General features: G+C 74.4%; 7 protein-coding genes. All 7 read right to left on the bottom strand.

The genetic code is table 11. The features are described 5' to 3' along the window. Window positions 1-35: 35 nt before the first annotated feature. The 7 genes from ACH9D2_RS13860 to ACH9D2_RS13890 all read right to left on the bottom strand — a co-directional run bounded on the left by ACH9D2_RS13860 (window position 36) and on the right by ACH9D2_RS13890 (window position 12,767). Window positions 36-1,616 (bottom strand): stealth conserved region 3 domain-containing protein, encoded by a 1,581-nt coding sequence (locus tag ACH9D2_RS13860; protein WP_396363445.1) that lies wholly within the window; start codon window positions 1,614-1,616, stop codon window positions 36-38. A 76-nt stretch (window positions 1,617-1,692) separates the two neighbouring features. After that, window positions 1,693-2,535, bottom strand: a complete 843-nt coding sequence (locus ACH9D2_RS13865) for a DNA-formamidopyrimidine glycosylase family protein (protein WP_396363392.1) — start codon at window positions 2,533-2,535, stop codon at window positions 1,693-1,695. A 27-nt stretch (window positions 2,536-2,562) separates the two neighbouring features. Next, window positions 2,563-7,572, bottom strand: a complete 5,010-nt coding sequence (locus tag ACH9D2_RS13870; protein WP_396363393.1) for an Lhr family ATP-dependent helicase — start codon at window positions 7,570-7,572, stop codon at window positions 2,563-2,565. After that, a complete protein-coding gene (locus tag ACH9D2_RS13875; protein ID WP_396363394.1) occupies window positions 7,562-8,419 on the bottom strand; it encodes a DUF4232 domain-containing protein in 858 nt (285 codons plus the stop codon). The genes ACH9D2_RS13870 and ACH9D2_RS13875 overlap by 11 nt, the downstream gene beginning before the upstream one ends. A gap of 145 nt (window positions 8,420-8,564) precedes the next feature. Next, complete coding sequence (locus ACH9D2_RS13880) at window positions 8,565-11,432, bottom strand: FAD-linked oxidase C-terminal domain-containing protein (protein WP_396363395.1); 2,868 nt, start codon at window positions 11,430-11,432, stop codon at window positions 8,565-8,567. A gap of 84 nt (window positions 11,433-11,516) precedes the next feature. Next, window positions 11,517-11,843 (bottom strand): 2Fe-2S iron-sulfur cluster-binding protein, encoded by a 327-nt coding sequence (locus tag ACH9D2_RS13885; protein ID WP_396363396.1) that lies wholly within the window; start codon window positions 11,841-11,843, stop codon window positions 11,517-11,519. A 99-nt stretch (window positions 11,844-11,942) separates the two neighbouring features. Beyond that, window positions 11,943-12,767, bottom strand: coding sequence for an acyl-CoA thioesterase domain-containing protein (locus ACH9D2_RS13890; RefSeq protein WP_396363397.1), 825 nt, complete (start codon window positions 12,765-12,767; stop codon window positions 11,943-11,945). Window positions 12,768-12,961 lie beyond the last annotated feature (194 nt).

Below are 12,961 nucleotides of genomic sequence, written 5' to 3' on the forward strand. Positions count from 1 at the left end.
CCCGGCACCGGCCGCGGGCCGGAACGTCCCCGCGGTCACTTCTCCCAGGGGGCCTTGATGGGGTAGTAGCGCTCGAGGAACTCCGTCATCCGCTCCGCGCGCTCGGGACCGGGCACCTCCGGGAAGCTGCCGTCGTTGAGGCAGAACATGTCCAGGTTGCGGCGGCCGAGCAGCTTCTCCATCTGCTGCAGCCCGGAGCGCGTGGTGGTGTCCACGTACAGCGTGCGGGCCGTCTCCTGGGTGACGGCCCGGCCGGTCAGCAGCGCGTAGTAGTGGTAGAGCGAGTTCGTGACCGAGATGTTGTCCGCCGCGCGGAAACGGCTGGACGCGGTCCGGGCGAACTCCGCGGGGAACTCCTGTTCCATCTCGGCGACCACGCTGCGACGCAGGGGCGCCGCACAGTGCTGCAGGTGGCGGGTCGTGATCCGGCCGAAGCGCTCCCACAGGAGCCGGCGGTTGACGCGGGCGGCGTTCTCGAAGCCGGAGCGCTCGGCGTGGTTCTCGCCCAGGCCGATGCGGGTCTCGTTCTCCACGAACTTCGTGATCCCCCCGGGCGAGAAGAACAGCGCCGGGCCGATCGGACGGCCGAAGAACATGTCGTCGTTGGAGTACAGGTAGTGCTCCGAGAGCCCCTCGATGAGGTGCAGCTGCGCCTCCACCGCCTGGGAATTGTAGATCGGCAGCGCCGAGGTGTCGGCGAAGAACTCCTCGCTGCGCACGATCCGCACCCGCGGGTGCTCGGCCAGCCACGCCGGCGGCCGGGAGTCGGTGGCGATGTAGATGTTGCGCACCCACGGGGCGAACATGTACACCGAGCGCAGGGCGTACTTCAGCTCGTCGACCTGCCGGAAGCGGGCCTCGTGCGCGTCGCCCTCGCCCACCACGGCGTCGGCCATGTACGAGGCCCGGACCTTGCGGTACTCCTCGTCGGAGCCGTCCACCCACGAGAAGATCATGTCGACCGCGAAGTCGATGTCGATGGCGTGGTCGGCGAACATGTTCTCGATCGTGGGCCAGGTGGTGCCGAAGCGCTTCACGGTGCCGCGCACGGCCTCGGCCGCCGGGACGGTGCGCCGGGTCAGCGAGTTCTCGATGGGCAGCCGGATCTCGTCCTCGCCGAACTCCCAGAGCTCCACCTGCACACCGGTGCCGGCGCCGTAGTAGAGCCTGGCCTCCGCGGAGTAGTGGGGGCGGAACAGCCGCAGGACCCGGGCGTTGCGGCGCGAGGACAGCTCCCCGTCGGCCAGCAGCTGCACGGTCTTCTTCTTGGTGTCCATCGGCTTGACGTAGTACGGCTCGCCCACGGCCGCGTCCACCAGGGCCTGCCGCAGCCGGGGCCGGTCCTTGAGGTCCACCGCGATGACGGGGCGCTCGTCGTTGCCCCGCACCAGCAGGTAGTCGATCCCCGCGGAGTCCAGGACCCCGCGCAGGAAGAGCAGGTTCTGGACCATGACGTCGTGCGGGGTCTGGTCCGTGATCCGCAGGGCGAAGCGGTCCTTGTAGCGGACGACGTCCTCGCGCTGGTCCAGGGCCGCGGCGGAGGCACGGGACGCGGAGCGGAACTCCTCGCCGTCCGCGCCGTCCTCGGGTGCCGCGAAGTACTCTGCGCCGAGCAGGGTCGTGTTGATGGTGCCTCCTCATGATGTCGGGCCGCTGGGGCGGCGATCTCATGATAAGCCGCAACGGCCGGACTCAGCGGGGGAGGGGCTGGCAGCGCTCGCAGAACCACACCGCGCGGTCCCGCGGCGGCCCGGGGTACGGCTCGCCGGGCACGAGCTCGGCGTCGTCGATCCGCGCCTCCCGGATCGGGGCCCCACACCGGCGGCACGGCTGCCGGCCGCGGCCGTAGACCCAGAACTGCTCGCCGCGGCGGGCCGGGCCGCCCACCGTGGAGCGCTGCGAGCGGTCCCGGTTGGCGTGCAGCAGCCGGTGGGAGAGGTCCACGACCGCACCGAGGTCCGGGACGGCGGCCACCGGGGTGAAGGGGTGCAGCCGCTGCAGGAACAGCACCTCGTTGCGGTAGACGTTGCCGATCCCCGCCAGGTTGCGCTGGTCCATGAGCGCGGCCCCCACGTGCCGGCGCGGATGGCGGGCGAGCCGGGTCAGCGCCTCGGCCCGGTCCCAGTCCGGACCCAGCAGGTCCGGGCCGAGGTGGCCCACGAGCTCGTCCTCGTCGGCGGTGGCCACGAGGTCCAGCATGCCGAGGTCGAAGCCGACGGCCTGGGCGACGGCGTTCTCGAGCACCGCCCGTGCCTGGTGGCCGGGGCGCCGCCACCGGGCACCGCGCGGGTAGACGTGCCACATGCCCTCCATGAGCAGGTGGGAGTGCAGGGTGAGCGGGGGCAGGCCGTCGGGGCCGCCGTCGGTGCGGACCAGCAGGTGCTTGCCCCGCGCCACCACCTCGGTCACCGTGCGCCCCGAGAGGTCGGCGGTGGCGATCGACGGGAACCGGAGGTCGCTGCGGGTCAGGACCCTCCCGGCCAGGGCGCGGCGCAGCAGGGCGGCCTGGCGGTGGACGGTGTCACCTTCGGGCACGGCCGCCCCCGGGAGCCGGGTCAGTGCTCATCGGCGCATCCTCAGTCCGCGCGGTGTCGAGTAGAAGCCGCCGGCCAGCAGGGAGTCCCGCACCGCGGTCTCGAGGGGGCCGTGGCCCAGGACCCCGGCGCCGTTGACCTTCTCGACGGTCAGCTTGTCCACCGCGCCCCGGCGGACGGTCTCGGCCACGGCGGGCCCGGCGGCGGCCAGAGCGGCTGTCTCGTCCGTGAACGCGAGGACGGTCCGGCCGCCGCGCTCGACGTACAGGGCCAGGGCGCCGTCCACGAGCACGACGACGGCGCCTGCCTTCCGCCCGGGCCGGTGCCGCCCCGCGGGCGGGCCCCCGCCGTCCGGGGCGGGGACGGACACGGGCTCCGGCCACTCGAGCGCCGCCCCGTAGGGGTTGGCGGGGTCGGTCGCGGCCAGCGCCAGCGCCACGGGCTCCTCGGCGCGGACCTGGTCGTCGGTGCTGAACGTGCGGAGGTGGTCCACGGTGGCGGCCTGCGCGAACTGGGCGGCGCCCAGGCCCTCGATGAAGTAGCCGCGCCGGGCCCGGCCCGTGTCCTCGAGCGTGGAGAGCACCTTGTACACGGTGGCGAAGCCGCCGGGGAGCTCCTCGACCGCCACGGGACCCTTGGTCACCACGCCGTAGCGGTCCATGAGCAGCTCGGCGGTGGCCGACGCCCGCAGCGTGGGGTCGAGGGGCTCGGGGCGCAGCACCGACCAGCGCCCGGCCACGAGCGGTGAGTCGTGGCGTTCCAGGGTGGCCGCCCCGGCGGTGGCGCGCAGCGCCCCGCCGATCCCGGGCCGGGAGGCCCCGCCGGGGCGCAGCCGGGCGGCACCCCGGCGGGACGTGGAGCGGCCCCGCGGGGCCTTGGACCTGTGCCGGTGGGCGGCCTGCCCGCCGGAGAGCAGGGACCGCACGGGCAGGAAGGTGTCGTTGGTGACCAGCCCGGACCAGACGAGGTTCCACAGCGCCGTGGTCAGCTCGGCGGCGGGGACGGGCTCCCCGGCGGCGTCGAGCAGGCCCAGCAGCTGCGGGAAGAACCACGCGCCGCCGGGGGCCAGGACGTCGAGGACCCTCCGCTCCAGCGTGGAGTCCAGGGCCGCGGCCGCGGCCGCGAGGGTCTCGGCCGGGGGCAGGGTGAGCTGGGCGGACTCGCTCAGGTGCAGCGACACCCACCCGTCGTCGCCCGCCAGGGACCCGGCCCCGGACCAGAGGACCTCCCCGGAGGCGGTCAGCTCGTCCAGCAGCTCGGGCCGGTAGTCGGCCACCCGGGCCGCGAGCACGAGGGGCTCCCAGGCCGAGGCGGGCACGGCGACGCCCGCGAGCTGGTCCACCACCGTCAGCACCCCGTCCTCGCCGCGCAGCTGGTGGCCCCGGCCGACGTGCTGCCAGGCCGGCAGGAACCGGGCGTAGACCTGCCCGGGGACGGGCTCCACGTCCCGGCGCAGGGCGGCCAGCGAGCGGCGCCGGATCCGCCGCAGCACCTCCGCCTCGCACCACTCGGAGGCCGCCGGACCGGCCCCGCCGCCGTCGGGGCGGACCGGCCGGAACTCGCCCTCGACCACGCGCCGGTCCGCGGCGAGCCGCTCCAGGGTGGTGCGCACCACGGCCGTGCCCAGCCCGAGCCGCGCGGCGGCCTCGTCCACGGTGAAGGGCCCGTGGGTGCGGGCGTAGCGGGAGACGAGGTCGGCCAGAGGGTCCTCGACCGGCTCCACGAAGGCCAGCGGCACCCCCATGGGCAGGGGGACGCCCAGTGCGTCGCGCAACCGGGAGGCGTCCTCGATCGCGGCCCAGTGCTCCACACCGCGCAGGTGCACCCGCAGGGCGCGGTTGGCGGCCACGAGCTGGTCGAGCCAGCCGGCGGCGACGTCCTCGGGGCACGGGGACTCCGGGTCCCCGGGGTCCTGGAGCCGGCGGACGGCCTCGGCGGTGGTGAGCGGGCCGAGCAGGCGCAGCAGGTCGGCCGCGCCCTCGATCCCGCGCAGCCGGCGGTCCGGGGCCAGGCGCTGCAGCTCCGCCTCCGTGCGCTCGATGACCTCGGGGTCCAGCAGCTCCCGCAGCTCGGCGCGGCCCAGGAGCTCGTTGAGCAGGGCGGCGTCGAGGGACAGCACGGCGGCCTTGCGCTCGGCGAGCGGCGAGTCCCCCTCGTAGAGGAACTGGGCCACGTAGCCGAAGAGCAGGGTGCGGGCGAAGGGGGAGGGCTGCTCCGTGGTGATCTCGACCACCCGGATCGAGCGCCGCTCGACCGCCCGGTGGAGCTCTTTGAGCGCGGGCAGGTCGTAGACGTCCTGGAGGCACTCGCGGATCGTCTCCAGGATGATCGGGAACTGCGGGTACTTCCGGGCGACGTCCAGCAGCTGCGCCGAGCGCTGGCGCTGCTGCCACAGCGGGGAGCGCCGGCCGGGGTCGCGCCGGGGCAGCAGCAGGGCCCGGGCGGCGCACTCCCGGAACCGGGACGCGAACAGCGCCGAGCCGCCCACCTCCTCCGTGACGATCTGGTCGAGCTCGTCGGCGTCGAAGAGGAACAGCTCCGCCCCGGGGGGCTCGTCCTCCATGGCCGGCACGCGCAGCACGATGCCGTCGTCGGCGGCCTGCGCGGAGCCGTCCAGCCCGTACCGCTCGTGCAGCCGGGCCCCCACGGCCAGTGCCCACGGGGCGTGCACGGGCATCCCGAACGGCGAGTGCAGCACCACGCGCCAGTCCCCGAGCTCGTCGTGGAAGCGCTCGACGACGAACAGCCGGTCCGACGGGACCTGCCCCACGGCCTCCTTCTGCTCACCCACGTAGGCGAGCAGGTTGTCGGCGGCCCACTCGTCGAGCCCGGCCGCGGCCAGGCGGGCGCGGGCGTCCTCCGCGGAGGCCCCGGCGATCTCGCGGTTGAACCGGCCCACCGCGCGGCCCAGCTCCACGGGCCGGCCGGGACCGTCGCCGTGCCAGAACGGGAGCTTGCCCGGGACGCCCGGGGCGGGGGAGACGATGACGCGGTCGTGGGTGATCTCCTCGATCCGCCAGCTGGAGGCGCCCAGCGCGATCACGTCCCCCACACGGGACTCGTAGACCATCTCCTCGTCGAGCTCGCCCACCCGCTTGGAGTTCTTCCCGTCCTGCTCGCCCACGAGGTAGACCGCGAACAGGCCGCGGTCCGGGATCGTGCCGCCGGAGGTCACGGCCAGGCGCTGCGCCCCGGGCCGGCCCTCGATGGTCCCCGTCTCCCGGTCCCACACGATCCGCGGGCGAAGCTCGGCGAACTCGTCGGACGGGTAGCGGCCCGCGAGCAGGTCCAGGGTGGCGTCGTAGGCGGAACGGGGCAGCGTCAGGAACGGGCAGGACCGGCGGACGGTGTCGAACCACTCCTCGACGTCGACCGGCCCCAGCGCGGTCGCCGCGACGGTCTGCTGGGCCAGGACGTCCAGGGGGTTGAGCGGGACCGCGAGCGGCTCGATCCGGCCCTGCAGCATCCGCTCCACCGTGACCGCGGCGTCCAGCAGGTCCCCGCGGTGCTTCGGGTAGAACCAGCCGCGCGAGACCTCGCCCACCTGGTGCCCGGCGCGGCCCACGCGCTGCAGCCCCGAGGCCGCCGAGGGCGGGGCCTCGATCTGGACCACCAGGTCCACCGCGCCCATGTCGATGCCCAGCTCGAGGGAGGACGTGGCCACGACGCAGCGCAGCCGCCCGGTCTTGAGGTCGTCCTCGATCACGGCCCGCTGGTCCTTGGAGACGGACCCGTGGTGGGCGCGGGCCAGCACCGGTGCCGCACCCTCGTAGCGGCCGGTCTGCCGGCGCAGGTCCGCAGGCTCCGGGGCGGTGGGCACGCCGGCCCCGGCCGGGTCCGGCCCGGCCAGGGCGGACCGCAGCACGTCCCCGACCTGCTGGGGGGCGGAGCCCGCCGGGAGCCCGGGCGCACCGCCGTCGTGCGGGCCGGTGCCGTTCCGGGTGGCGCCGTCCGGGGTGCTGCCGTCCGGGTCCGTGTGCTCCACGCGGAACGCGTAGATCTCGTTGAGCCGCGCCGTGAGCTTTTCGGCCAGGCCGCGGGAGTTGGCGAACACGATGGTGGAACGGTTCTCGAGCACGAGGTCCACGACCCGCTCCTCGACGTGCGGCCAGATCGAGGCCGTGGTCGTGGGGGCCAGGGCGCCGAGGTCGTCGTCCCCGAAGGCGGACCCGGCCAGGGACGGCGAGGCGCTCGGCCCGCCGAGCACCGTCATGTCCGGGATGGGCACCGAGACCGTGAGGTCCCACGTCTTCTCCGCCCGCGGGGCGACGACGGTGACCGGCTCCCGTCCGCCCAGGAAGCGGGCGACCGTCTCGATCGGCTCGACGGTCGCGGACAGCCCGATGCGCTGCACCGGCTGCTCCAGCAGGGCGTCCAGCCGTTCGAGCGTGACCGCCAGGTGCGCGCCCCGCTTGGTGCCGGCCACGGCGTGCACCTCGTCCACGATCACCGTCTGCACGTCGGTGAGGGTCTCCCGCGCCTTGGAGGTGAGCATCAGGTACAGCGACTCGGGGGTGGTGATGAGGATGTCCGGGGGGTTCGTGAGCAGGGCCCGGCGGATCGCCTGGGGGGTGTCCCCGGAGCGGACGCCCACGCTGATCTCCGGCGGCTCGATCCCGGCGTGCCGGGCCGTCTGCGAGATGCCGATGAGGGGGGCGCGCAGGTTGCGCTCCACGTCCACGCCCAGGGCCTTGAGCGGGGAGATGTAGAGGACGCGGGTCCCGCGCCGCCCGCCGGAGGCGCTCGCGGAGCGGGCCTTGGTCCGCAGGCTCCCGCCGTCGGCCGCCGCGCCGGCCGGCGCGCCGGCGGTGGTGCCGGCGACCGGGCGGTCCGCGGCCTCGGCCACGAACCGGTCCAGCGCCCACAGGAAGGCGGCCAGGGTCTTGCCGGAGCCGGTGGGCGCCACGATCAGGGCGTGGCGCCGCGCGGCGATCGCCCGCCACGCGCCCTCCTGCGCGGCGGTGGGCGCAGCGAACGCACCCGAGAACCAGGCCCGGGTGTGCTCGGTGAACAGGCTCAGGGCTGGTTCAGGCGCCAAGGCCCTGGATCTCGAGCTGGTGGATCTGCGGATCGCCGCAGGCCTCCACGGGGAAGGGGATCACGACGGACTCCGTGTTCTCGGGCGGGTAGACGCGCAGCCCGGAGGCGGTCCGGGCGTCGCAGGTCGGGTGATTGCCGGCCTGGCTCACGCGCAGGCCGGCGCTGGCGGATGCCCCGGGCGCCACGACCCGGCCGGTGCCGGGGACGGTGGCGTCCCGCACCGCCGGGGAGCCGATGATCGTGCCCGCGGCGTCCACGAAGGACACCCCGGCGTAGCCGGCGAGCGTGCACGGGCTCTCGCCCGCGTTGGTGAGGACGAGGTCCACGTGGACGGAGCCGGCGGCACCGCCCACCGGGGCGGCCGCGAGCTCGAGCTGGGACGTGGTGCACAGCGGGGTGCCGCTGCCGGTGCGTGCGCCGGTGGTGCCGCCGCCGGCGGCCGTGCCGCCCTCCGCCGCGTCGTCGGCGGCGCCGTGCCGCCCTCCGCCGTTCGTCCCGTCCGCGGCCGGACCGTCCCCGGCCGCGGCGGGGTCGTCCGCGGGGTCGTCCGCCGCGCGGGACTCCGCCGGCTCGGCGGTGGGCGGGTCAGGGGAGGGGTCATCGGCCTGATCGCCGGTCCGTTCCTCGGACTGTTCCCCTGTTCCTGCTCCGGCCGGCTCCGTGGCGTTCCCGGCACCGGTCCCCGTCGCGGTCCCGGCGGGGGTCGCCCGGGACGGGGCCGCGGAGGACTCCGCCCCGCTCCCGGAGCCGGCCCGGTCCGCTTCCGGACCCGCGCAGGCGGTCAGGGCCAGGGCGAGGGCGAGCGCGCCCAGAACGGGGCGGGACACGGGGATGAGCGAAGACATGGGGGGATATCCTCCTCGGGCGGACGTCGTGGCGTGCCACGTCCCGGGAGACGATCCCTCCCGGGCCCCTCATTCTAGGCAGGGCCACCGACACCGTGGCCCGGGGCGGCGCACGCCCCGGCCGGGGCCGCTCCCGGTGCGCGCGCTACCGCTCGCCGGGCTCCGACGGGGGCAGCGCCGCGCGCATCACCTCGGCGAGATGGACGCCGTCGGCGCCGGTGCCCTGGGCGATCTGGGTACGGCAGGAGAAGCCGTCGGCGAGCACGATCGTGCCGTCCGCCGCATTGCGGATGGCGGGGAACAGCTCGCGTTCGCCGAGGGTCTGCGAGACCTCGTAGTGGCCGGGCTCGAAGCCCCAGTTGCCCGCGAGCCCGCAGCACCCGCCGCCGACCACGGCGGTGTCCACGCCCAGCTTCGCGAGGACCTCCAGCTCCGGGCCGTAGCCGCTCATCGACTGCTGGTGGCAGTGGACCTGGCACACGGCACCGGCGGGACCCGCCTCGGTGGCCAGCTCCCGGAACGGCCACGCGCCGCCCTCGGCCAGGTGGCGGGCCGCGAACGCGCCGATCGTCGTCGTCAGCTCGCTGACCCTGCGGGCCCGGGGGTCGTCGGGGAGCAGCTCCGTGATCTCGTCCTGGAGCATGACCGTGCACGAGGGCTCGAGCCCGATGACCGGGTACCCGGCCTCCAGCAGCGGCTCCATCACGTCGAGGGTGTCGCGCAGCACCTTCTGCGTCATGTCCAGCTGCCCGGTGGAGTGCCACGTCAGCCCGCAGCACACGTTGCCCATGGGCATCAGCACCCGGTAGCCCATGGCCTCGAGCACCTCCACGGCGGCCTTGCCGGGGGCGTCGGCGGAGAAGTTCGTGAACGTGTCGGGCCACAGCACCACGGACGGGCGCCCGTCGGCCCCGTCGCCGGCCCGGGCGGCGGAACGGCCGCGGAACCAGCGGGTGAGCGGCTGCTCGGCGAAGGAGATCATCCGCCGGCGCGGCTCGATCCCGCCGAGCCGCTTGGTCAGCTCCTCGACGGGACGGAGGGACTCGAGGAGGTTGATCGCCCGGAAGGAGAAGGGCACCTTCTCGACGATCCGCATCAGGAGCGGCATCCAGCCCATCGTGAACTGCGCCATCGGCCGCCGGTTGCGGCCGAGGAAGGAGAGCAGGCCGTGCCGGTAGTGGTGGTGCAGGAACTCGGCCTTGTAGGTCGCCATGTCCACGTTGACCGGGCACTCGGTGGCACACGCCTTGCAGGACAGGCACAGGTCCAGGGCCTCGAGGGTCTCCTTCGACTTCCAGCCCGCCGTGATGGACTCCCCGCGCAGCATCTCGGCCAGGGACCGGGCGCGGCCCCGGGTCGAGTGCACCTCGTCGTGGGTCGCCTGGAAGGACGGGCACATGGCGCCGACGTCGGAGCGGCACGCGCCCACGCCCACGCACCGGTTGACCGCGCTGGAGAACGAGCCGCCGTCACGGGAGAACGCGTGCACCGGCGTCAGGTCGAACGTCCGCGCGCCGGGCCCGGGACGGATGCCCCGGTCGATGGGCTCCGGGTCCACGAGCACGCCGGGGTTGAAGACGCCGTCCGGGTCGAAGACGGCCTTGAACTCCGCGAAGGAGTCCAGCGCCTGCCGGGAGTAGATCGTGGCCAGCAGCTCGGAGCGGGCCCGGCCGTCGCCGTGCTCCCCGGAGACCGAGCCGCCGTAGCGGTGCACGAGCCGCGCGGCGCGCTCGATGAACGTGCGGTAGGCCGCCACCCCGGCCTCGGTGCCGAAGTCGAAGGAGATGCGGATGTGCACGCAGCCCTCGCCGAAGTGCCCGAAGGGGATGCCGGTGAGGCCGAGTTCGTGCAGCAGGTCGTAGAGGTCGCGCAGGTACTCGCCCAGGCGCTCCGGCGGGACCGCGGAGTCCTCCCACCCGGGCCAGGCCTCCCCGCCCTCGGGCAGGCGGGTCACGATGCCCGCACCGGCCTCGCGGATCCGCCACAGGGCCTTGGCCTCGGTCGCGCCGGAGACGATCACGGAGTCCACGACGTTCTCCGGGACGAGCCCCGGCAGCTCCCGGGCCCGGGCCTCGGCCTCCTCCAGGGTGTCCGCGCCGACCTCGCAGTAGAGCCAGCCGCCGCCGCGGGGCAGCTCCGAGCCGGCGCGCTCCTGGCCCTGCCGGGTGCGCAGGGCCTCGAGCAGGTCCGAGCCCATGCCCTCGATCGTGTACACCCCGGGCACGCGCAGCTTCGGGGCGGCGGTGGCGGCCTCGAACGCGTCCGGGAAGCCCAGCACGGCCAGGGCCGTGTGGGCGGGCTTGGCCACCAGCCGGACCGTGAGCTCTGTGATGATCCCGCAGGTGCCCTCCGTCCCGGCGAAGGCCTTCGCGGCGTCGAAGCCCTTCTCGGGCAGCAGGTAGTGCAACCCGTACCCGGAGACCTGGCGGGGGAACTGGCCGAGCTCGGTGCGCAGCATCGCCAGGTGCCGGTCCCGGACCCCGGTCAGGGCCCGGTCGATCCCCGGTTCGGAGGTGCCGCCCTCGTGCAGCTCGACCACCCGGCCGTCGGCGAGCATGACCTTCAGGGAGACCAGGTTGTCCGCCGAGGTGCCCCAGGCCACGGAGTGGGAGCCGCAGGCGTTGTTGGCGACCATCCCGCCGATCGTGGCCCGCGAGTGCGTCGAGGGGTCGGGGCCGTAGGTGAGGCCGAACTCGGACGCCGCGGTGCGCAGCTGGTCGCAGATCACCCCGGGCTCGATCGTGGCGGTGGCCGCCTCGGGGTCGATGGCCAGGATCCGGTTGAAGTGCCGGGACGTGTCGATGACCAGCCCGTCACCGATCGCGTTGCCCGCCACGGAGGTCCCCCCACCCCGGGAGACCACCGACCAGCCCCGTTCCTTCGCCAGCACCAGCAGCTCGCGGACCTCCTCGACGCTGCGCGGCTCGGCCACCGCCTCGGGCAGCCGACGGTAGATCGACGCGTCCGAGACGTAGGCGGCGCGGGTCGTGAGATCGTCACGGATGTCGGTCATGGTCCACTTCCTGCGCGCCGGCAGCGCCGGTCCGTCCGGGGTCTGGTCAGAGCTGGCGGGATCGTCCCCGCGGGGACGCGGGGCTCACCACTCGGGGGCGATGGTGACCTCGGCGCCGTCGAGCTCCTCCGACCACTCCACCTGGCAGCTGAGCCGGGAGGTGTCGTGCCGGGTGTCGTCGAGCATGTCGAGGAGGTCCTCCTCCTCGTCGTTGATCTCGTTGGCCTTCGAGAAGGAGCTCTGGTCGAGGTAGGAGTGGCAGGTGGAGCAGGACGCGTTGCCGCCGCAGGTCGCCAGGATCGGGTACTTGTGGCGCGTGAGGGCCTCCATGAGGCTCTCGTAGTCCTTCCACTCGACACCTTCGGTGCGGTTGCCCTCGCGGTCGATCACGGTGATGTTGATGCTGCTCACTTCGATGGCCTCCTCGGGGCACGGTCGCCCCTGGTCTCGACGTCGGGAATCCCGCCCCATTGTACGGTCGCGCGACGGGCGCCCCGGACGGGCCCGGGCTCAGCCGGAGACGGGGAGCGGCCGGATCGTCAGGGACTGGGCCACCTGGCCCAGGTAGCCGGCCTCGTCGTACAGCGCGGACTCGGTCAGGCCCACACCGGTGTCGCCGAAGGTGACGTGCGTGTCGAGGCCCACCCACGGGGAGACCGGCTCCCGGACGAGGTGCACGCCGAGGTCCACGTTGGGGAAGGCCATCTCGTCGGGGTCGACCCGCACGGCGATGCCGTTGGCGGCGTCCACCGCCGCCAGGAACCGCGCCGTGGTGGAGGACTCCTCCCCGGCGACGACGGCGTGCGGCGCGCGCAGCCACATGGCGGCCCTGCCGGGCCGGTGCTCCCGCACGGTCCGGCCCTCGAGGGAAGCGATGTACCCGCCCGGCCAGCGCCCGGTCATCGTGGTGGGCAGGGCGTCGGTCACGGGCGGCAGGGCCTCCCGGTGCGTGCCGGCGGAGCCCGCGGTCTCGCCCCGCACCAGCCGCCACGCGCTGAGCCGGATGCAGGAGCGTCCCGCGTGGCTCATGGTGGCCTCGACCAGTTCGATGGTGCGCCCAGGGCGGGTCACGCGCGTGGTGACCTCGACCTCGCCGCCGGGGATGAAGCCGAGGATGTCGTAGGAGAAGCGCACGGGCAGGAGGTCCTCGCGGGGGTGGTCGACCTCCACGGCGTGGGCCAGCAGCCCCGAGGCGGCACCCATGTGCTGCTCGGCCTCGTTCCACGCCCCCTGCGAGTGCAGCGTCGAGCGGAACCGGGTGCCGTCCAGTCGCACGAAGTACGCGTCCGGGTACTCCTCCCCGTCCGCTCCCAGGTGTCCCAGCGCTTCGATCATGGTTCCTCTTCGTCGATGCCTCGTCGTCGTTGCTGACGCGGACGACCTTACCCACCGGTCGGGCCACCGCGCGCTTCCGGCCCGCCGGGCGCGTTCCGGACCCAGGGCCCCGCCCGCCGCACGTCACGGCATTGTTATGCCCGTAATGCGCCGATCTCCGGCTCTGACCAGGGCCGATCCCTTCTAGGATGGAA

The organism is Kocuria rhizosphaericola (genome assembly GCF_044462205.1).
Taxonomy (GTDB): Bacteria; Actinomycetota; Actinomycetes; order Actinomycetales; family Micrococcaceae; genus Kocuria; species Kocuria rhizosphaericola.

Coding starts and splice junctions, on each gene's coding strand:
- ACH9D2_RS13875 (WP_396363394.1), bottom strand. CDS start 8,419: ATGTCTTCGCTCATCCCCGTGTCCCGCCCCGTTCTGGGCGCGCTCGCC.
- ACH9D2_RS13880 (WP_396363395.1), bottom strand. CDS start 11,432: ATGACCGACATCCGTGACGATCTCACGACCCGCGCCGCCTACGTCTCG.
- ACH9D2_RS13890 (WP_396363397.1), bottom strand. CDS start 12,767: ATGATCGAAGCGCTGGGACACCTGGGAGCGGACGGGGAGGAGTACCCG.